The sequence below is a fragment of the Hymenobacter psoromatis genome, from assembly GCF_020012125.1.
Taxonomy (GTDB): domain Bacteria; phylum Bacteroidota; class Bacteroidia; order Cytophagales; family Hymenobacteraceae; genus Hymenobacter; species Hymenobacter psoromatis.
Genome location: NZ_JAIFAG010000001.1, coordinates 3,281,154 through 3,302,944 on the forward strand (window position 1 = coordinate 3,281,154; position 21,791 = coordinate 3,302,944).

Annotated in this window: 13 protein-coding genes; 10 read left to right on the top strand and 3 right to left on the bottom strand. The window is 59.7% G+C overall.

Annotated features, from left to right (window positions below):
- Window positions 1-54 precede the first annotated feature (54 nt).
- Window positions 55-486, bottom strand: coding sequence for a hypothetical protein (locus LC531_RS14235; RefSeq protein ID WP_223651310.1), 432 nt, complete (start codon window positions 484-486; stop codon window positions 55-57).
- A gap of 153 nt (window positions 487-639) precedes the next feature.
- Window positions 640-1,011, bottom strand: coding sequence for a large conductance mechanosensitive channel protein MscL (gene mscL, locus LC531_RS14240; RefSeq protein ID WP_223651312.1), 372 nt, complete (start codon window positions 1,009-1,011; stop codon window positions 640-642).
- Between the two features lie 269 nt (window positions 1,012-1,280).
- Here mscL and LC531_RS14245 point away from each other — a divergent pair, with 269 nt between their 5' ends.
- The 6 genes from LC531_RS14245 to LC531_RS14270 all read left to right on the top strand — a co-directional run bounded on the left by LC531_RS14245 (window position 1,281) and on the right by LC531_RS14270 (window position 8,653).
- Window positions 1,281-2,075, top strand: coding sequence for an enoyl-CoA hydratase/isomerase family protein (locus tag LC531_RS14245; protein WP_223651314.1), 795 nt, complete (start codon window positions 1,281-1,283; stop codon window positions 2,073-2,075).
- 117 nt (window positions 2,076-2,192) lie between these two features.
- Window positions 2,193-3,710, top strand: a complete 1,518-nt coding sequence (locus LC531_RS14250; protein ID WP_223651316.1) for a lipopolysaccharide biosynthesis protein — start codon at window positions 2,193-2,195, stop codon at window positions 3,708-3,710.
- 400 nt (window positions 3,711-4,110) lie between these two features.
- Window positions 4,111-4,479: a Sec-independent protein translocase subunit TatA/TatB gene (locus LC531_RS22920; protein WP_332874874.1), complete on the top strand. Its 369-nt coding sequence runs from the start codon at window positions 4,111-4,113 to the stop codon at window positions 4,477-4,479.
- A gap of 42 nt (window positions 4,480-4,521) precedes the next feature.
- Window positions 4,522-5,043 (top strand): twin-arginine translocase TatA/TatE family subunit, encoded by a 522-nt coding sequence (gene tatA / locus LC531_RS22925; protein WP_332874873.1) that lies wholly within the window; start codon window positions 4,522-4,524, stop codon window positions 5,041-5,043.
- 3 nt (window positions 5,044-5,046) lie between these two features.
- On the top strand, window positions 5,047-6,489 hold the full coding sequence (gatA, locus tag LC531_RS14265) for an Asp-tRNA(Asn)/Glu-tRNA(Gln) amidotransferase subunit GatA (protein WP_223651318.1): 1,443 nt from the start codon (window positions 5,047-5,049) through the stop codon (window positions 6,487-6,489).
- Window positions 6,490-6,610: 121 nt separating this feature from the next.
- Window positions 6,611-8,653, top strand: a complete 2,043-nt coding sequence (locus LC531_RS14270; protein WP_223651320.1) for a LysM peptidoglycan-binding domain-containing protein — start codon at window positions 6,611-6,613, stop codon at window positions 8,651-8,653.
- Window positions 8,654-8,756: 103 nt separating this feature from the next.
- Here the strand turns inward: LC531_RS14270 and LC531_RS14275 are convergent, their stop codons facing one another.
- Complete coding sequence (locus LC531_RS14275; protein WP_223651322.1) at window positions 8,757-9,569, bottom strand: restriction endonuclease; 813 nt, start codon at window positions 9,567-9,569, stop codon at window positions 8,757-8,759.
- Window positions 9,570-9,672: 103 nt separating this feature from the next.
- On the opposite strand from LC531_RS14275, the gene LC531_RS14280 reads away from it, so the two are divergent.
- The 4 genes from LC531_RS14280 to sov all read left to right on the top strand — a co-directional run bounded on the left by LC531_RS14280 (window position 9,673) and on the right by sov (window position 21,753).
- The gene (locus LC531_RS14280; RefSeq protein WP_223651324.1) at window positions 9,673-11,946 is read left to right on the top strand and encodes an NADP-dependent malic enzyme; all 2,274 of its coding nucleotides are present in this window, start codon (window positions 9,673-9,675) and stop codon (window positions 11,944-11,946) included.
- Window positions 11,947-12,461: 515 nt separating this feature from the next.
- Window positions 12,462-13,013, top strand: a complete 552-nt coding sequence (locus tag LC531_RS14285) for a Riean_0653 family protein (protein WP_223651326.1) — start codon at window positions 12,462-12,464, stop codon at window positions 13,011-13,013.
- A 210-nt stretch (window positions 13,014-13,223) separates the two neighbouring features.
- The gene (ruvA, locus tag LC531_RS14290; protein ID WP_223651328.1) at window positions 13,224-13,829 is read left to right on the top strand and encodes a Holliday junction branch migration protein RuvA; all 606 of its coding nucleotides are present in this window, start codon (window positions 13,224-13,226) and stop codon (window positions 13,827-13,829) included.
- A 277-nt stretch (window positions 13,830-14,106) separates the two neighbouring features.
- Window positions 14,107-21,753, top strand: a complete 7,647-nt coding sequence (gene sov / locus LC531_RS14295) for a T9SS outer membrane translocon Sov/SprA (protein ID WP_223651330.1) — start codon at window positions 14,107-14,109, stop codon at window positions 21,751-21,753.
- Window positions 21,754-21,791 lie beyond the last annotated feature (38 nt).

A 21,791-nucleotide genomic window follows, 5' to 3' on the forward strand; every position in this document is an offset into this window, starting at 1 on the left:
CAGCCGCTTTAGCGGCGTCTCTGCGTAATCCGTTGAATCCGCTTGAATCTGCGGTCAAAAGAGGAGGAATCGTTTTTTCTTCCCGTGGTCGTGCACTAGGGGCTTGCCCGTAGTGCGTCCGCCCATCTGCACCCGGCGCGATTCGCCCTTCTTCTGCTCTTGCCCTGGCAGCGCCCGGAACTTACGCACCGTAAACGAACCGCCGGCTTTGTCGAGCTGCCGAAAGGGGCCGCCGCGCTCGGCTCCGAAGCTGGTGTTGCCAGTGCGGGCTTCAAGCACTTGCAACTGCTGGTCGCGGGCCGCGTCTTCGGGGCTCATCTGCTGCTGGTGACGGGTGCGGTTGACATCAAGGGGAAGGGTAGCCGCCGCACGTGCTGGGCTACCAGGGGCCGGGAAGTCGGGCGCACTAGTTTGGGCCTGAGCTACTGGCGAGGCCAACAGACAAACGGAGCCAGCCAGAAGCGCGGTAGCAACGATTTTTTTCACGCGTAGAACTGCTAAATGAGGTAAATGAGGCGAAAGAGATAAGCGGACAGCAAACCAGGTAGTAGGCAAAATACACGGCCCAACCCAAAATAATTTCCGGGCCGGTTAGTGAATGACAGCGCGACTGCAACTACCTCTTTGCCGCGTTATGGCTTAGGAGCGACTGCGGAGCGCGTCTCGGATTTGCGTGAGCAGAACTTCTTCTTTCGAAGGTGCTGGCTCCACCACGACTACGGGCTCGGGCTTCTTATTTACGCTATTAGCCCCTTTCACGATGAAGAAGATAATTACAGCGATGATGAGGAAATTGATAACGGCGTTGATAAACAAGCCAATTTTTAACGGACCCACTATAATATTCGAGAAATCAACGTGCCCAAGGGCCATACCCACGATGGGCATGATGATATCGTCGGTCAGCGATGTCACGATTTTTCCGAAAGCAGCGCCAATGATAACACCAACGGCCAAGTCGAGCACATTACCCTTAGAAATGAACTCCTTGAATTCAGAAACAAACCCCATATGCAATGAAAGAAAAGATGAAAGAAAGGTTTTAAGTTAACGCCTACCCTGCTTTAGGAAGCTGGCAATAGTTATCCAGGCCGCAAGTAAACAGATGTAGTTGATAATCACAAAGTTTTGAACAATAAGCTGATGATTTGATAAAATTTCGTCAAATATCATCTTTTTATAGCCTAAAAGCCGGGCGCGCGCGTCGAAACGACCTGCTGACCAGCAGCCGTACCTTTGAACCAGCTTTTCCTTACCCCTACCTCCTTAGTATTTCTAGCATGGCCAGTTCGTTTGAAAATCTGCTCTACGACCTCGATGTCACCACCGGCATTCTGACCCTCACCGTAAATCGCCCCACTAAGCTTAATGCCCTAAATGCGGCCACGATAGCCGAGTTGGGCGTGGCCATTGACCAGGCGCGGGCCGATACGGCGGTGCGGGGTATCTTGCTCACGGGTAGTGGCGAGAAAGCCTTCGTGGCCGGAGCCGACATTGCCGAGCTGGCGCAGTTGAGTGGGCCAGGCGCGCAGGAAGCTGCCGCTCGTGGGCAGGCCGTATTCCGGCGTTTCGAGACGAGCCCCAAACCCGTAGTGGCGGCCGTGAACGGCTTCGCGCTGGGTGGCGGCTGCGAGCTGGCAATGGCCTGCCACCTGCGCGTGGCCGCCGACAATGCTCGCTTTGGCCAGCCTGAGGTGAACCTGGGCTTGCTGCCCGGCTACGGCGGCACGCAGCGCCTAGTGCAGCTGGTGGGCAAAGGCAAAGCCCTAGAGCTGCTGCTCACCGCCGACCAGGTGAAAGCCGATGAAGCCCTGCGCCTGGGTCTGGCCAACCACGTGGTGCCGCTAGCCGAGTTAATAGAATTCTCCAAAAACCTGCTGCTGAAAATCTTAGGTAAAGCTCCAGTAGCCGTGGGCCTAGTGCTTGATTGCGTAAACACTTACTTCGACGAAGGCGGTGAGGCCGGCTACGCGGCCGAAGCGGCGGCTTTTGGCCGGGCATTCGGCACGGCCGATTTTAAGGAAGGCACCGCCGCGTTTCTGGAAAAACGCCCGGCAAACTTCAGAGGCGAATGAATGATATGCTTATTATTTGATGTGCTGCCCAATCAACTCTATTGAACCTCTGAAAAATATCAACGAGACTCTCTGTTCAAAGCACATTAGCGCATTAATTAATCAGCACATTTTTTAATGAGCATCGCTAAAAAGCTGGCCTCTCAAACGGCTATCTACGGGGTCAGCAGCATCGTGGGGCGGGTAGTGAACTACTTGTTGGTGCCCCTGTACACGGCTCACTTCGTAGCAGCAGAATTCGGTATCGTGACGGGGCTTTACGCTTACGTATCGTTCTTAAACGTAGTGTTTACCTACGGGCTGGAAACGACGTTTTTTCGCTTCGCCAACCGTCCCGGCGAGGACCGTCAGGCGCTGTACAACCGTACCCTGAGCCTGTTATTGCTGAGCAGCGCCGGGCTCACTGCTTTATTGATGCTACTGGCCCGTCCTCTACTGGGGCTGTTGGGGCTGCCGCCCGGCCACAATGAGTACGCCATCTGGATAGCGCTGATTCTGGGCCTCGATGCAGTGGCGGCGCTGCCCTTCGCCCGGCTGCGCCTGGAGAATAAGGCGCGCAAGTTTGCATCCATTCGCCTCACCAACATTGCGTTGAATGTAGGGCTTAACCTCTTTTTTATAGTGCTGTGCCCAGCGGTGGCGCACAGCGCGCCCGGCAGCGTGCTGGCCGGGCTGCGCCCGCTGGTGATGGCCACATACAACCCTAGCCTGGGGGTAGGCTACGTGTTTTTGTCCAACCTGGCGGCCTCGGCCTTCACGCTGCTGCTACTGGCGCGCGAGCTGCTGGACTTCCGGTTTCGCTGGCCCGACCTAACGTTTTTGCGGCCGCTGCTGGCCTACGCCCTCCCTCTAATGCTAATGGGCCTGGCCGGCATGGTGAATGAAACCCTCGACCGCATCTTGCTGCCGGCCTGGCTGCCCCAAGGTTTCTACCCCGGTCTGAGCCGGTTGGCGGCGGTGGGTGTGTATGGGGCTTGCTACAAGCTCAGCATCTTTATGTCGCTGATAATCCAAGCGTTCCGTTACGCGGCCGAGCCTTTTTTCTTCGCCCAAAGCACTGAGAAGAACTCGCCCGCCACGTTCGCGCTGGTACTGAAATGGTTCACGCTATGCTGCGCATTTATTTTTGTAGGTATCAGTCTGAATTTGAGCTGGATAGGGCCCCTTTTTCTACGGCGGCCCGAATACCTGACCGGCTTGCGCGTGGTGCCAATTCTGCTACTGGCCAACCTGTTTTTAGGTGTCTACTACAACTTGTCGGTCTGGTTCAAACTCACGGATAAGACGTATTTTGGCACCTACATCGGGGCAGCGGGTGCGGTGCTGACCATCGCGCTCAATTTTTTGCTGATACCCGTGCTAGGCTACCTGGGCAGCGCCTGGGCCACGCTAGCCTGCTACTTCCTGATGGCCGCGCTATGCTGGTGGCTGGGCGAGCGGCACTTTCCGGTGCCCTACCCCGTGGGGCGGCTACTGGGGTGGCTGCTGGGCGCGGTGGCGCTGGTAGTCCTGGGCCAAGCGGCCGAGCAGCAGTTGGCCCACGGGGTGGGCTACGCCCTGGGGCTGGCCCTACCCCTCTTCTTCGTGGCAGCCGTATATGGGGTAGAGGCGCGGCGCGGCCTGCGTCGGGGGTAGTAAAGTGCAAAAAAAAGCATCGAACAGTGTTCGATGCCTTTCTGAGCTATGAAAACAAACTTAGCCAACTTCCTACGCCTCGGCAAACTGTGCAAACAGTACTGCTTCGGTTTAGGCTGCTAACCGCTACAAAGATGCATCATCTATTGGGTTTCTGCTACTGCTTTTCGGCGAAAGAGCCAATTCTCTTGCTCAAAATTTGCTCCTGAGTGCTGATTTACCGCTTAAACTCCGCAAAAAGTGGGACTAAACATTGCAGGCCGGCGTTAGTCTATACGCTGGGAGCGGAAGCCGGGCACGGCACCATTACCGGGCTTTCTGGTACCTTTACGCGTCCAAAGGCTTAATTTTTTCGTATCTTCGTTCTCATCATCTTTAACGGCTTTGCAGCTGCCAGCTCATGCTCCTAACCACGCTTTTTCTGTTTCTCAGTAATCCCAGAACAATTATATTCATAATTTTTATTCTGGTGCTGTTCTTTGGGGCCAAGCGCATTCCTGAGTTGTTCAAGGGCGTAGGCCAGGGCGTGCGCGAGTTTAAGGATGCCAGCACCCGGCCCGACGCGCCAGCCAGCCCGAACTATCCTAACCAGCCCGGCCCCAATGCTTATCCGCCCCAAAACGGCTACCAGCAGCCCGGCTACAACCAGCAGCCGCCCACGGCCTACAACCCCAACGGCTACCCACCGCAGTATGGCCAAGCCCCGCAGATTCCGGCCGGCCCTACCCCTAACCAGCCGTACAACCCAACTAATACGCCGGCCAGCTAGGTAGGCAACAATTTCTAACTCCCGTTTTTATTCCTTGCTATTATGACTTCTTCCCTGCTTTTCCTAGGCGACATCGGCGGCTCTGAGCTGATTCTGATTATGGTCGTTATCCTTATTTTCTTTGGTGCAAATAAAATTCCTGAGTTGGCACGAGGCTTAGGCAAAGGTATTCGGGAGTTTAAAGATGCCAGTAGCGAAATCCGCAACGAGTTTGAGCGCGCTGGCCAGCCAAATTCCAATCAACCCTACAACCCAAACCAGGGTTATAATCAGAACCAAGGCTACAACCAAAACCAGCCGCCCTACGGCCAGCCCCAGGGCTACAATCCTAACCAACCGCAGCAGCCCTACGACCCCAGCCAGCCCCAGCAGACCTACCAGCCAGCCCCGCAGTCGGGCGACTACGTGGCCCCGGTAGCGGATTATAGCGCGCCCGGTACCGTAGATTTGTCGGCGGGCCAGGCTACTCAGCCTAGCCACCACCAGAGCACCCCCATTCTGCCCACGACGGAAGGCGTGCCTGGTACGCGGCCCCGCCTCGACCAGTCATCAACCGACGTATAAGATTTGAAACCTCTTTTTTCTTCCCTTTCGGAGATTCAGCGCGAGCTGGCGGCGGGCACCACGTCCTGCCGCCAGCTCGTTGAGTATTACCTCGATAACATCGCGCAGCGCAACGCCGAGCTGAACGTTTTTTTGGAAGTGTGGGCCGATGAGGCTCGCCAGCAAGCCATCGCCGTAGATGCTAAGCTGGCCGCCGGCACAGCCGGCAAGCTGGCCGGCATGGTCATTGGCCTGAAGGACGTGCTGGCTTACCGGGGCCACGCGCTGCAAAGCAGCAGCCGCATCCTGGACGGGTTTAAGTCGCTTTACACCGGCACGGCCGTGCAACGGCTGCTGGCAGAAGATGCTATTTTTATCGGCCGCCAGAACTGCGACGAGTTTGCGATGGGCGGCTCGAATGAAAACTCAGCCTTCGGGCCAGTGCGCAACGCCCAAGACCCCAGCCGGGTGCCGGGCGGCAGCAGCGGCGGCTCAGCGGTAGCGGTGCAGGCCGATATGTGCCTGGCCTCGATTGGCTCCGATACGGGCGGCTCGGTACGGCAGCCAGCAGCCTTTTGTGGCGTAATTGGACTGAAGCCAACTTATTCGCGCATCTCGCGCTACGGGCTGGTAGCGTTTGCCTCATCGTTTGACCAGATTGGGCCGATTACGCATTCCGTAGAAGACGCGGCCCGGCTATTGGAAGTAATGGCCGGGGCCGATGGCTACGACAGTACCGCCAGCCAGGAACCCGTGCCGATGTACACGGCCCTACTCGCGCCGGCCGCGCAGTATCGCATTGGCTACGTGGCCAATGCTATTGACCGGGCGGGCTTGCAACCGGAGGTACACGCGGCGCTGGAAAACGCCCTCGACACGCTGCGCGGCCAGGGCCACGTGGTGGAGGCGGTAGATTTTCCGCTGCTGGAGGAAATGATTCCGACCTACTATATCCTGACCACGGCTGAAGCTAGCTCCAACCTTTCCCGCTTCGATGGGGTGAAGTATGGCTTCCGCGCGCCCGACGTGACGGACCTGGAATCGCTTTATAAAAAGACCCGCGCCCAGGGTTTCGGGCCGGAGGTGCAGCGGCGTATTATGCTGGGTACCTTTGTGTTATCGGCTAGCTACTACGATGCCTACTATACTAAGGCACAGCGGGTGCGGCGGCTCATCAAGGAAAAAACTGACGAATTACTTCGGCAGTACGATTTCCTGGTGCTGCCCACTACCCCCACCACGGCGTTCAAGATAGGCGAGAAGCAGGACCCGGTAAGCATGTACTTGGCTGATATTTTTACGGTACAGGCGTCGCTGGCAGGCGTGCCGGCTATTTCCATTCCGGCGGGTGCGGACAAAGAGGGGATGCCGATTGGCCTGCAAATTATGAGTGGGGCGTTTCGGGAGGCTGATTTACTGGCTTTTGCACACACGCTGACCCCAGCCGGGGCTAGCCAACCAGCTTAGCCACGGCGGGTTAGTCAGTTTAGTAAGGCGCGAGGCGCGCAACAGTGCTGGCCGCCCGGCCGTACTGTTGCGCGCCTTCGGTTTGGTAGGTAGTTCAGTAATTGTCATTTACCTTAGCCCAATGAAAGCTTTGCACCAACTGCCCGCACCCGCTAGCGGCTCGCCCAAGTCGCGCTGGTCGCAGTGGCTGTTGCTGCTGACGCTGGCGCTAGGCACGACCCCAGTAGTGGCGCAACGCCGGCCGGCGTTGCCCCCTACCCCCCCGGCGCTGGCTCCTACCGATACAGCCCGGCAGGTAGTGGAGCTGCCGGCCGCCACCCTCGACTCGTTGGCGCGGGCCCCACAGCTGGAGCCAGTAGTAGACTCGGCCCGGCTGGTGTGGCTGCAAACGCCAGCTACGCTCGCCGAAATTGTGGGCGACCGCTTGGGCTGTATTGAAACTGCCGCGCCGCACCAGTTCAACGCGGCGGTGCTGGCCTACGTGCGGCTTTTTACGGAGCGGCAGCGGGGCTATACCCAGCGAGTGCTGGAACGGGAGCAGTTTTACTTTCCAATTTTTGAAAAGTACCTGGCGCAGTACAATTTACCCCTGGAGCTGAAGTATTTGTCGGTGGTAGAATCGTCGCTGATACCCACAGCCAAGTCACCGGTGGGCGCGGTGGGTTTGTGGCAGTTTATGCCGCCCACAGCCAGCGACCTGCGCCTGAAGCGCGACGAGTGGGTGGACGAGCGAATGCACCCCGAAAAGGCCACTGAGGCAGCTTGCAAGCATTTGCGCTACCTCTACGGCGAGTTTCACGACTGGGAGCTGGTGCTGGCGGCCTACAACTGGGGTGCGGGCAACATGCGCCGGGTAATGCGCAAAACGGGCAAGAAGAATTTCTGGGACCTCTACCCCAGCCTACCTGCCGAAACGCGCAACTACGTACCCACCTTCACGGCCATCATGTACGCGATGATGTACGCAACCGAGCATAGCCTTCGCGACCCGGCCCTGCGCTACCAGGCTTATGAGCCGCTCGATACGCTAGGCTTGCGCGGCCAGGCCTTGGACCTGCGCCGCCTGAGCCGCGCCTTGGGCTACGCTGACTCCACGGCCTTGGCCCGCTACAACCCCGAGGTGCGGCAGGGCGGCCTGCCGGCCGGCTACCGACCCTACGTGCTGCGCTACCCCAGCGCCGCCCGCGAGCAACTCAGCGGCGTAGACCGCGCCACGCTACTAGCGTATTGCCAGCCTCTCAACGACTTACCGCAGGCCCTACCCCCCCGCTTGGCCCAGCTAGCGGGCACCGAGCCCTGGACGAGCCGCGACGAGCTTGCCACTGCCCCTACCCCCCCACCCGCGGCGGGTCCACGCCACCGCCGCCAGTACTACATCGTGCGCCGGGGCCAGACGGTAGCGGATATCGCCGAAAAATTTGCTGTGAGCCCGGCCCAACTGCGCCGCTGGAATGAGCTGCCCAAACACGCGGCGACCCTCAAGCCCGGCCGCGAGCTGCTGGTGCTGGTGCCCCTACCCCCCACGCCGGCCCCGGCCGCCGTGATAGCCGCTGCGCCCTCCCCGCGCCGGCCAATGCCGGTAGATAGCGCCACCCTGGCCCTGGCCGCCGCCAACGCCCGCTACGCCCGCGCGGCTCTGGCTACCGCTCAGCGCGAAGAAGCTCAGCTTCAGGAATTACAGCGGCTGAAGAAGCAGCTCGCGGCCCGCGTAGCGGCGCAGCAGCAGGCTATTTTCCGGACGACGGCGCTAACGAAGGCTAGCCTGGCCGAGAAAGCGAAGCAGCAGGCCGCCCTGGCTGCCTCCCCAGCGCTGGCCGCGGATGAGGCGACCTACTCCGATAGCAGCGCGGCCACCGTGACCCCGGCACGGCCGGGCAAGCTACTTGCCGTTGCTACTACCATCTCCGAGGCGGCCCCCATGAGCGCCGGGACCGACCCAGCACCCGCCCCGGCCGCGCCCCGGCCCCGGCGGGCATCAAGCCCCCCCACGGCTACTCACCACCGGCTGGAACCAGATTTTAGCACGCATGTGGTGCAAAAAGGCGATACGCTCTATAATATCTCGCGCCGCTTTCGGGTGAGCGTGGAGCAACTGCGCCGGCTCAATAAGCTGAAGTCGGATGATGTGAAGCTGGGGCAGAAGCTGGTGGTGCAGGCGGGGTAGGGCCTACTCATTACTTCCTAAGAAGTAGATGGAATGCAAGGGCAGCAGATTTTTTTCCTCATCGTTGAGCTTGGTATAAAACTCCTGCCATAAAGCCACGAAGTCATTCAGGTCTAGCAATCGAATATGCACCATCCGCTCCACGGGCAAAATACTCAGCATCGCTGGTGAAACGACCGGAGGTAACGAATAAGCCTACTTCCCCGTCGCGGTTGATAACGCCTTTGAGGCTGCGGATATCGTCAACGGGTACTGCCGCGTCGGGTTTGTGCTTGACTTGAACCTTGATGCGGGGCGCGGTGGTACCAAGCGGGTCCTGATAGGCAACAATATCAATTCCACCATCCTTGCCACGGGGCGCGACAAAGGGTGTATAATAACCCATCGCTCGCAGCAGCGCGGCTACCAAATCCTGAAACTCATAGGCATTCTTAGCGGCAATAAACTCGCGGATGCCACCCAATGCCTGGGCTTCCAAGTTCGCTTTCTGAAACTGCTCTTTATCTAAGGTTTCTACTGCTGTGGTATCCGGGCCGGGCTTAGTTGGCTTGTTTTCCTGCTCCCACTTGCGGTAAGCAGCGGAAGCGGCTTCAAAAAGCTTGATAGGGCCAAGTGCCAGCGCTTTTTCTCCCTTGGCAGTTAGGTACCAGGTTCCTTTATTTTTCCGCAAAAAACCTGCTTTTACGCTATCTACCGTGTAAAAAGAGAAAATGGCTTCCCAGCGTACATAGCCGGTTTTAGGGGATACTTCTAGCTCCCACTCATTGAAACTAACGCGAGTACGCAGGCGCGCCACTACTTCGCGGCCTGGTAGTTCACCCCCCGCTTGTTGAAGAATTTTAAAGCTTTCAGCCATCAACTTGATGGCTGCTTGCTTGGATTTTGCGAGCTGGCTTACGTCTTCGACAGGCGGCATGGCTATGGGCAAAGAGAAAACAGTGGGATGAAGCAGCAAAGATAGTTTGGCCTTTTAGCCGGAACTTGCGGGCTCGCTACTGCCCTACCCCTCCTTTATTCCCATGCTCAAAATCAACCGCCAGGACGCGCTTAATTACCATTCGCAGGCCCCCGCTGGCAAAATCGAAGTGGTGCCCACCAAGCCGGTCAGCACCCAGCTCGACCTGGCGCTGGCCTACTCGCCGGGGGTAGCCGAGCCGTGCAAGGAAATCGCGGCTAACCCCGACGACGTGTATAAGTACACCGCCAAGGGTAACCTGGTAGCCGTGATTAGCAACGGTACGGCGGTGCTGGGGCTAGGCAACATTGGGCCGGCGGCCAGCAAGCCAGTAATGGAGGGTAAGGGCGTGCTATTCAAGAAGTTCGCGGGGATTGACTGCTTCGATATTGAGATTGATGCCAGCGACCCCGACGAGTTTATTCGCATCGTGAAGGCGCTGGAGCCCACGTTTGGCGGCATCAATCTGGAGGATATCAAGGCTCCGGAGTGCTTTCGCATCGAGACGGAGTTGCGGGAGAAGATGAATATTCCGCTGATGCACGACGACCAGCACGGCACGGCCATTATCACGGCGGCGGCGCTGCTGAACGCACTGGAAATCGTGGGCAAGCGCATCGAGGATATTCAGCTGGTAGTGAGCGGGGCGGGCGCGGCGGCGGTATCGTGCATCCGGCTGTACCTGGCGCTGGGGCTGCGCAAGGAAAACCTGGTCGTTTTTGATAAAGATGGCATTATCAACCCGGCCCGCACCAACCTGGCCGACATGCAGCTGCAGTTTGCCACCGAACGGCCCCTCACCACGATGGCCGAAGCGCTACGCGGGGCCGATGTATTCCTGGGACTGTCGGCGGCCAACGTGCTGCCGGCCGAGCTGCTACTGGATATGGCCAATAATCCCATCGTGTTCGCGCTAGCCAACCCGGACCCCGAGATTGAGTACGAGCTGGCCATGAGTACCCGGCCCGACCTAATTATGGCTACCGGCCGCTCGGACCATCCCAACCAGGTGAACAATGTACTAGGCTTTCCCTATATTTTCCGGGGCGCTTTGGACGTGCGGGCCACCGAAATCAACGAGGCCATGAAGCTGGCCGCCGTGCGCGCCCTAGCCGAGCTAAGTAAGGAGCCTGTGCCCGACCTGGTGAACAACGCCTACGGCGACAACACGCTGGCTTTTGGGCGCAGCTACCTCATTCCCAAACCGTTGGACCCGCGCTTAATCACGGCCATTTCGCCGGCCGTGGCGCGGGCCGCGATGGAGAGCGGGGTAGCGCGCCGGCCCATCGCCGACTGGGCGGCCTACGACGACGAGCTGCGCCAGCGCCTGGGCCTCGACCAGAAGCTGATGAACCGCATCACCTCGGCGGCCCGCGCCAACCCGCGCCGGGTGGTATTTGCCGAGGCCGATACCTACAAGGTGCTCAAGGCCGCGCAGCTGGTGCGCGAGGAGGGCATTGCCTACCCCATCCTGCTGGGTCCGCGCGACCGGATTCAGGCCATCGCTCACGCCAATAACCTGGATTTGGAGGGCTGCCAAATAGTGGATATTCTGGAGGAAGACGACCAGCGCAACGCCTACGCCGAGCTGCTGTACCAGAAGCGGCAGCGCCGGGGCATCACGCTCTACGAGGGCAAGCGGCTGCTGCGCGAGCGCAACTACTACGCGGCCATGATGGTGGAAACCGGGGCTGCCGATGCCTGCATCACGGGCCTGACCAAGGACTATGGCAAGAGCCTGATGCCGTCGCTGCAAGTGATTGGGCCGGCCGAAGGCGTGCGGCGGGTGTCGTCCATGTACATTATTCAGCACCAGCGGGGGCCGTTTTTCTTCGCCGACACCACCGTGAACATCGACCCCACGGCCGAGGAAATGGTGGAAATTATCGGCCTCACGGCCCGCGCCGTGCGCTTTTTCGACACCGAGCCGCGGGTGGCCGTTATCAGCTACTCCAACTTCGGCTCGCCCAGCGGCGGCGACCTACCCGCCAAAACCCGCCGCGCCACCGAGCTGGCCAAAGCCCGCTACCCCGACCTGCTCCTCGACGGCGAGATGCAGGCCAACGTGGCCCTGAACCCCCAGCTGCTGCGCGAAAACTACGGCTTCTCGCCCCTGGCCGAGCAGGGCGCCAACACCCTGATTTTCCCCAACGTGGAGTCGGGCAACATTGCCTACAAGGTGATGCAGGAAATCGGCGGGGCCGAGGTTATCGGCCCGGTGCTGATGGGGATGCGCAAGCCGGTGCACATCCTACAGCTCGGGGCCAGCGTGCGCGACATCGTGAACATGACCGCCATCGCCGTGGCCGATGCTCAGCGCGACGGCAAGGGCTTGTAGCGCGAACTTTCCAGTTCGCGCGCGAGCGCCAGCGAGCAGGGTCGAGCGCGCCGCGCGGTACCGCCTGCTCGCTACGCGCGCGCGAACTGGAAAGTTCGCGCTACTGCCTCACTTGGCTAGCCCGGAATATTCCGAATAGCAAGAGTTGCTTCAAAGCCTGGTTCACCGACCAGGCTTTTTTGTTGGCCTGCCTAAAGTCCTTTGGTAGCGACCTCTTTTCTGGCCTTGAAAAAGTCATCAAGGGCTTTTTCTGCCTTTTCGGAGGCTGCTTTACGCGCTTGCTAAAGTCGGACTTCGGCACAAGTAGCATTGCGCTAGCCAAGAGGCTACAGCTACGTTTGTTACTGCTAGATATGTCCCGGTCGGGCGTACCGCAGGGCCTTTGCCACCGGGCTGGCAGTCCGCAGCAATCAAGCTGCTAAAATTATCTGCGACTGAGGAAAAATAATTTTAATATTAAATTTTTTTAGTTATACTATTTTACACATTTTATAAATCTTAACCCCTTCTCCGCCATGCGCCTGCTCCCTACCCCCCTGCTGCTGGCCGCCCTGCTGGGCCTGAGTCAATGCAAGAAAAGCGACTCCGGCCCCGCCAAGCCTGAGGACCAACTGCCCCCCGCCACCCAGACCGGGGCGCACACCTTCGGCTGCCTGCTCAATGGCCAGCCCTGGACACCCAGCGGTAATGATGGTCGTCAGAACTTCCGTCTTACTTACGACCCTAGCTACGCAGGTGGCAGCTTAACTATACGCACTTATCGGTATCCAAATGATAAATTAAGCTATCAGAATATGATTTTAGGAGGTGATAGAATCGCGCATATAGGAACATATTCTTTCGTCCTAGTAGGAGATAGAAAAGCTTTTTTTGCTGACCATAATATCACTGCTCCGTGTGATGATTTTAGCGAAGCTCCTGATTTGACTTATCGCACTGGAAGCATTACTATTACAAAGCTTGACTCTATATCTGGAATTATATCAGGAAATTTTAATTTTAAACTAGCTAAACCCGGCTGTGATACTATCAAAGTCACGCAAGGCCGCTTCGACTACAAACTATAACCTTTTATCTTTTGTGACCGTGAGCTACTGCGGAATAAGTGCGCAGGGCCGCGATTCTACAACTCACCGCAAACACTAAAACGGCGCGCTAATCTACCCTGCCAGCCGGCCGCGGCAGCCGGCTGGCTTTCGCATTAAGCCGGACCGGAGTAGATTTGATACAGCAAGCGAACCCGCCCACCCGAAAATTTCGCTGCGCCCACTGTTTTTATGATTGCTTACCTCGACGGTAAACTCGCCTACAAGGACCCTACCCAAGCTATTATTGATACAGGAGGGGTAGGCTACGAAGTAAAGATTTCCTTGGCGACCTACTCCAAGCTACCCGGCGAGCTGGAAAAGGTGAAGGTCTACACCTATCAGCACGTGAAGGAAGACGGGCAGACGCTCTACGGCTTTCTGGACCCCAACGAAAAAGCCTTGTTTCTGCACCTGATATCGGTGTCGGGCATTGGGCCGGGCACGGGTATCAACATGGTGAGCAGCATGGGGGTAGGGGAAATTCGGCAGGCCATCGTGAATGAGGACGTGCGGGCTATCCAAAGCATTAAGGGGGTAGGGCCGAAGACGGCAGCACGCGTTATCCTGGACCTGCGCGACAAGCTGCGCAAAGATGAGTTGCTGACTAAGGCCGGCGTAGATACTGTGCCACTGGCACGCCAGCACAATACGCAACGCCAAGAGGCGTTGCAAGCCCTAGTAATGCTAGGCTTCGCTCGGGCCGCCGCGGAGAAGAATCTAGACCAGATTCAGCACAAGCACGGTAACGAGCTGAGCGTGGAGGAGTTGATTAAGTACGCTTTGAAGTCGCATTAATCTATTTTCATTTGTCCTTGCGCGCCGTTTGTCCTTGCGAGCATATTGCGCATCAAGCAAGGGCGAAGTGAAGCGCGGCAATCTCTCCTTCACGTGAGAGTTAGTAAACTCAATGAAGTGAACGACAAAGAAAAATTGCTGCGCTACGCTCGCAATGACAAACGATTATCCCAAAGGCAACCGAATTCCACGAGAAGTCACTCTATAAGTTGGTAGCCGCTTGGCTGCCGCACCTGCTATCTGCTTGAAGTCTCTACTATCTGCTACGTCTAAACTCATGGGTCCCGGTGCACTACTGGCAGCTGCCGTAGTGGCTTCGGTGCTGCTGGCAGCCGCGTGGGCTCCGGCCGGCGCGGCGGGTCGCCGCTACCCGGTTGCGTGGAGTACGTGGGTAAGCCGGCTAGGGTTGCCGGGCCCGCTGCAAACCGCGCCCGGCCAGGCCGCGCCCGCCGACACCGGCCGCTACCGGCCCAGCCGCCGCCCGCGCCTGCGCACCGTGCGCGACCGCCAGGGTAGCCGGTTTTCGCCGCGCGGGCGGCGCTCGCCGCTCATCCTACCCCTGCCCAAGAACGTGAAGCTGCAGGTGACGCCCGACGATAGCCTCAAAAACTACAGCGTGCGCGAAACGGTAGGCGACCAAATAGATTACCGCAACCCTACCATTATCTCGCAGGAGGAGCTGTTGCGCTACCAGGAGCGGCAGGCCATCAACGACTACTACCGGCAGAAGGCGATGGGCGGCGTGGCCGGCGCGCCCGTAGCCCCCGGCAGCGCGCAGGCCCAGCGCCTGATTCCTAAAATATACCTCGGGCCGGTGGCCGACCGCATTTTTGGCGGCTCCTACGTCGATATCCGGCCCGCGGGCTCGCTCACGTTCAAGGCGGGGGCCAAGTACAACGTGAACCGCAACCCCGCCCTGACCCTGCGCCAGCAGAGCGTGGGCGACTTCATTTTTGAGCAAAACATGAACCTGAGCCTGAGCGGCCAGGTGGGCACCAAGCTCAAACTCACGTTCAACTACGACACCAGGGCGGCCTTCGACTTCGATAACCAGATGAAGTTCGACTACGCCGGGCAGCCCACCGACATCATCCGCAAGCTGGACCTGGGCAACGTGAGTATGCCCCTGAACAACTCGCTAATAACGGGCGGCTCCAACCTGTTTGGTATTAAGACCCAGCTGCAATTCGGGCGGCTCGGCGTGACGGCCGTGGCCGCGACCCTGCGCGGCTCGCAAGATGAGGTGCGGGTCCAGAACGGGGCCCAGAGCCGCACCTTCGAGCTGAAGGCCAGCCAGTACGAGAAGGACCGGCACTACTTTTTGTCGCAATACTTCCGGGATAAGTACGACCAGACGCTGCGCGGCCTGCCCACCGTGCAGAGCGGCTTCGAGATTCGCCGCCTGGAGGTGTGGGTCACCAACGACAACCGCACCACCGACAACCTACGCAATGTGGTGGCCCTCGCCGACCTGGGCGAAGCCCACGCGCGACGCCTCTACCGCCCGGCGTTTTACCTCTCGACCACCGACTCGGGCCGCTACGCGGTACCCAAGAACAGCGCCAACCGCCTCTACGGCTCGCTGACCGCGCCGGGCAGCACCCGCGACAACTTGCAGGTGGAGACGTTTTTGAACAACCTGCCATTGACGGGCGGCGGCGGCGTACCGCTGATGAAGAACGTGGACTACGAGCGGATGCGCGCCCGCAAGCTCGACCCGCGCGAGTATACCTTCAATGCTCAGCTTGGCTACGTGAACCTGAACACGGCCCTGCTGCCCGACCAGGTGCTGGCCGTAAGCTACGAGTATCTCTACAACGGTAAGCCCTACACGGTGGGCGAAACCCAGACCGAGTACGGCGGCAACGCCAGCCAGAGCGACGTTATCTTCCTCAAGATGCTGAAGGCCACCAACCCCGGCGTGGGCGTGGTGAATGTGCAGGACCCGCTGGTGAGCCAGTACTACAAGCGGCTTCATAATACGCCGACCTGGGATTTGATGATGAAAAACGTCTACCCCCTGAATACCTCGCAGATAAACCGGGACAATTTTCAGCTCCAAATTATCTATAAGGACGACATTACGGGGGTAGACTTGATTTCGCTGAAGGAGGGCGTGCGCATTCAGGGCCTGCCGCTCATTCAGGTGCTGGGGCTGGATAGGGTGAACCCCAACAACGACCGCAACCCGGACGGCAACTTCGACTTTTTCCCCGGCATCACCATTGACCCTGAGCTGGGCAAAATTATTTTTCCCAGCGTGCAGCCCTTCGGCTCCTACCTGCGGGCGCAGTTTGACACCACCAACGCCAACCCGACCATCGCGGCCGCCGAGCAGGCGCGGGTGCGCCAGTACGTGTACCAGGCGCTGTATGACCAGACGCAGAGCGACGCCCAACAGCAGCAAACCAAGGATAAGTTTTACCTGCGCGGGCGCTACCAGGGCGTGAGCACCGACGAAATCAGCCTGCCCGGCATTGGGGTGGCGCAGGGCTCGGTGAAGGTGTTTGCGGGCTCAACACTGCTTACGGAGGGGGTAGACTACCAAGTATTTTACGACCAGGCCAAGGTCAAGATTCTCAACGCGGCCTACCTCAACTCGGCCAATGAGCTGCGGGTAACGTTTGAGAAAAACGCCTTGGTGCAGGTGCAGCCGCGCAAGCTGCTGGGAGCCCGCTTTGACTATGCGGCCAATAAGGACGTGCTGCTGGGCTTCACGGCCATGCACATTCTGGAAAACCAGGCCCCCGGCATCAACCGCGTGAATATCGGCGACGAGCCGGCCAACAACACCATTCTGGGGGCCGATGTGAGCCTGCGCAAAGACAGCCGGGTACTCACCAAGCTCGTGGATAAGCTGCCCTTCCTCTCTACCAAGGAGGTTTCGACGGTGGCCTTCACCGGCGAGGTAGCCAAGCTCATCGCGGGTCAGGCGCAGCTGGGGCGCGGCGAAAACGGCGTGAGCTACCTCGACGACTTCGAGAACGCCCGTACGCCCTACACGCTGGGCGGGCTGGCCGCCATTCCGTCGTGGCGGCTGGCTGCTACCCCTAGTCCTATCCAGGGCTACGGCATCGACGGCCTGGCCAACGGCTACCAGCGCGCCAAGCTGGCCTGGTACACCATCGACCAGAGCTATTATACCAATGGCCCCAGCGTGCCGCAGAGCATCACGGCCGCTACGCTTAATAACCACTACACCCGCGGCATTCCGCGCAATGAGGTATTCCCCAACAAGGACCTGGGCGCGACCGGCAACGGCTACGAGTACACCTTCGATATGGCGTACTACCCCGGTGAGCGCGGGCCCTACAACTACACGCCGAACGTGCTGGGCGACGGCCGTAATTTTTCCCCGGCGGCGGGCCTGCCCGATAATAAGTTCGGCGGCATTTCGCGGGGTATCACCTTCGATACGGACTTCGACAACGCTAACGTCGAGTACCTGGAATTCTGGTTGATGGACCCGTTTTTGCCCGGCGACCGGGGCAAGATTGACGACTCGGAACACCCGGCCGTAAACAACACGACGGGCGGCAACCTCTTCATTAACCTGGGCAACATCAGCGAGGACGTGCTGCGCGACCAGGGCCAGCACGAGTTTGAGAACGGCCTACCGGTGCCCGGCGACCCGGCCGGCTTCACGCAGCCCTCGCCCTACGGCGTGGTCACTACCCAGCAGTTTCTGACCGATGCCTTCAACGCGACCCCTGGCGCGCGGGCCAGCCAGGACGTGGGCCTCGACGGCCTGGCCGACGCCGATGAGCAGGTATTTTTCAATGCTATTCCGGGCTACGGGGCGCTGGCTGACCCCTCGAACGACGACTTCCGCCACCACCTCGACCCGAGCTACGACGCGGCTAGTACCCAGCTGCTGGGCCGCTACAAAAACTACGATAACTACGAAAATAACTCGCCCGAAAACTCGCAGCTCAGTTCCACGGCCTACCCCGACAAGGAGGACCTGAACCGCGATAACATCATCCAGAACACCGAGCAGTATTACGAGTACCAGATTCCGCTGCGGCCGGGCCAGCTTGCGGTGGGCCAGGGCTTTATTACGGACAAGGTAACCAACACGATAACCGTGAACGGGCAGGCCAACGGCGACCCGGTGACGTGGTACCAGTTCCGGGTGCCCATCCGCAAGCCCGGCCGCGTGCAGGGCAACAACGGCCAGGAGTTTGGCTATAAGAACATTCGCTTCCTGCGGATGTACATGACCAACTGGCAGCAGCCGGTGGTGCTACGCCTGGTGCAGCCGCAGTTCGTGGCCAACCAGTGGCGGCAGTATGCGAGCCGCATCGCGGACCCCCTGGCCAGCCCCAGCCCCAACATTGGCAACGACGCCGAGGCCTTCACCATCTCGACGGTAAGCGTGGAGGAGAATGGCCCGTCGGCGGCCAGCGTTACGACCACCGGGGCCGTGCCCTACGTGGTGCCGCCCAACATCCAGCGCGATATTGAGTACGGCTCCACGGCCGTGTCGCGGCAGCAGAACGAGCAGAGCCTGCGCCTGACCGTGACCAATCTGAGCGACGGCTACGCCAAGGCCGCGTACAAAAACCTTACTACCAATCTACTGCGCTACAAGCGCTTGCGCATGTACCTGCATGGCGAGGCGCTGAACGGCCCCATCGCCGACGGCGACGTGCGGGTGTTCATCCGCATTGGCACCGACTACAGCCAGAACTACTACGAGTACTCCATTCCGCTGGCCATCACGGCCGCGGGCTCTACCGACCAGAGCCTAGTGTGGCCTACGGCCAACGCCCTCGATTTCTCGCTGCAAAGCTTTATCGACGCCAAGGCTAAGCGCAACCAACAGGCTACGGTCAACTACGTGCTGCCCTTCACCATTCAGGACCCTAACAACCCGAACGCCACCATTACGGTGGTCGGCAACCCCGACCTGTCGGCGCTGCAAGGGGCCATGATTGGCATTCTGAACCCGGCCGCCAACCAGACCAACCCCGACGCCCGCGCCAAAAGCGTGACGGTGTGGGCCGATGAGCTGCGGGTATTCGACTTTGACAGCCAGGGCGGCTGGGCGGCCAACGCCCGGATGAACGTGAAGCTCGCCGACCTGGCCAACATCACGGCCACGGGCTCGTTTATCGGGGTGGGCTTCGGGGGCTTGCAAGACAAGGCCCAGCAGCGCTCGACCAGCGACGTGCTGCGCGGCGACCTCAACGCCACGGTGGCGGCCGAGAAGTTCCTACCCCCCCAGGCGCACCTGCGGGTGCCGGTGCTGGTGCAGGTGGGCCGCCAGACCATCACCCCGCAGTACGACCCCCTCGACCCCGACACCAAGCTAGAGCAGAGCCTGCTGAAATTTAAGGACCCCAACGCGGCGGCGGCGTATAAGAACCTGGTGGTGGACCGCACCACCACCCGCAGTATCTCGGTGCTGAACCTGCGCAAGGAGCGCGCCCCGACCCAGACTAAAACTCACCCCTGGGATATTGAGAACGTGGCCGTGAGCTACGCCATCACCGAGCGCCTGCACACCGATATCAACACCCAGCGCGACTACACGCAGTCGTACACCGCGGCCTTGGCCTACACGTACCAGACCACCCCGCGCAACTACACGCCCCTGGCCAGCGTGAAGGCCCTGGATAACCCGTATCTCAAGATTTTTCAGCAGCTCAACTTCACCCCTCTGCCCTCGCGCTTCTCGTTCCGCACCGACATCGACCGGCGCTACAACGAGCGCTTTTTGCAGCGCGTGACCGACCCCGGCTCCCTACCCACCACGGCGGGCATTGCGGGCGTGTTCTACAAGTCTTTCTACATCAACCGAATATATGACCTAAACTGGGCCTTTACCAAGGCCCTGACCTTCGACTACACCGCCACCAACCGCGGCGTGGTAGACGAGGGCGTGGGCCAGAGCGTGGGCAACAGCGACGTCGCCCTTGGCAACCGCGCGCAGCTCTGGAACAACCTGAAGCGTGGCGGCCGCACCACCAACTTCAACCAGCGCATAGCCATTACCTACCGCCTGCCGCTAGATAAGTTTCCGCTTACCGACTGGCTCTCGGCCGATGCGCGCTACGCGGCCAACTATACCTGGCAGGCGGCCTCTACGGCCCTTACCATTACCAACCCCGTGATACCCGGCGACACGGTGCTGCGCCTGGGCAACACCATTCAAAATAACGCCGAGATGAGCGCCAATGGCAAGATTGACCTGGTGAAGCTCTACAACAAGGTCAAGTTCTTGAACATCATCAACAACGCGCCGCCCCCTACCCCCCCCCGCCCAGCCGAGCCCGACCCCAACAACCCCGGCCGCCCCAAGCCCACCGCGCCCGACACGGCCCGCAAAGACCCCCTGCGCTTCGTGAAGGCCGTGTTGCGGGCCGTGATGACAGCGCGCACCTTAAACTTCACCTACGTCCGCTCCAACGGCACGCTGCTGCCGGGCTACCTGCCGGCTACCCAGCAGGTGGGCCTCGACAACCGCTTTGGCAGCGGGCTGGCTCCCGGCATTCCGTTTATTTTGGGCAAGCAATACGAGCCTAGCGAGCTGTACGGCTACGCCAACGCGCGGAACTGGTACACGTCTCAGAGCCAATATTTGAACACGCCGCTGTCGAATATTCTGACCGAAAACCTGACCGCCCGCACCACGCTAGAGCCTTTCCGGGGCTTTAACATTCAGCTGGATTTGCGACGCCAGAAGGTGCGCAACACCGAGGCGTATTACCGCAAGGCAATTGACACGACTAGTGCCACCTACCAGCAGTTTGGCACGCTGGTGGCCTACGCCGACGGCCGCCTGGCCCCTACCCAGGCGCTGGGCACGGGCTCATTCAGCACCACCACCGTCACCATCCAGACGCTCTTCGGCGACCTGAGCGCCAACGGCGAAACCAGCAAAGCGTTCGAGCGCTTCGTGCAAAACCGGCGCATTGTGCAGGAGCGCTTGCAGGCGGCTAACCCAACGTTTACCCAAATAGTGACCTCCACGATAGGTACGCCGGCCGTGACGACGCAGACCAACCAGACGGTAGGCCTCTACAGCTACAACTCGCAGGACGTGCTGATTCAGAGCTTCCTGGATGCCTACCACGGCAAGTCGTCGGATGGCTACGTGGCGAAGAGCTACAACCCGTTCGGCGTCATTCCGCTGCCCAACTGGACCGTTCAGTACAACGGCTTCTCCGATTTGCCGGCCATCCGCAGCGTGTTCCGCTCGTTTACGGTGAACCACGCCTACTCGTCGGTGTATAACCTGGGCGGCTACACCACCTCAACCCAATACGCGACCGAGCCTACGTTTGGCAATACCAACAACCCCTTTCCTTACATGCGGAACACGACCGGGCAGTACGTGCCGTACTACGTTATCGGGCAGGTGAGCATTGTGGAGAGCCTGGCACCTTTTATCGGGGTCAACTTCCAGACTGTGAACAACGTAACCGGCCGGGTGCAGTACAACACCAGCCGCGCCGTGGCTCTGAACGTGACCAACGCCCAGGTAACCGAGCTGCATACCACTGAGCTGATTATTGGCCTGGGCTACGCCGCCACCGGCCTCAAGCTGCCCTTCCGGGTGGGCGGCGAGCAGCGCACGCTTAAGAATAACCTCACTGGCCGCCTCGATATGAGCATCCGCGACAATGCCACCATCCAGCGCAGCATCCTGAACTCGGTTGACCCCGTGGCGGCCGCCCCCGGCTCGGGCACGGTCATTGGCACGCCGGCCGTAGTGGGCGACCCTGGCACCGCCACCAGCCAGATTACCAACGGCTCGCTGCAAGTGCAGCTGCGCCCCACCGTAGACTACCTGCTCAACGCCCGTCTCAACTTGCAATTCTACTTCACCCAAACCATTACCCAGCCCCGCGTGAGCAATGCTTTCCGCAACGCCACTACCGAGGGCGGCGTGCTGCTGCGCTACAGCTTGCAGTAGGGTAAATGAGTAGCCGAGTAAGGAAATGGGTGGCGATG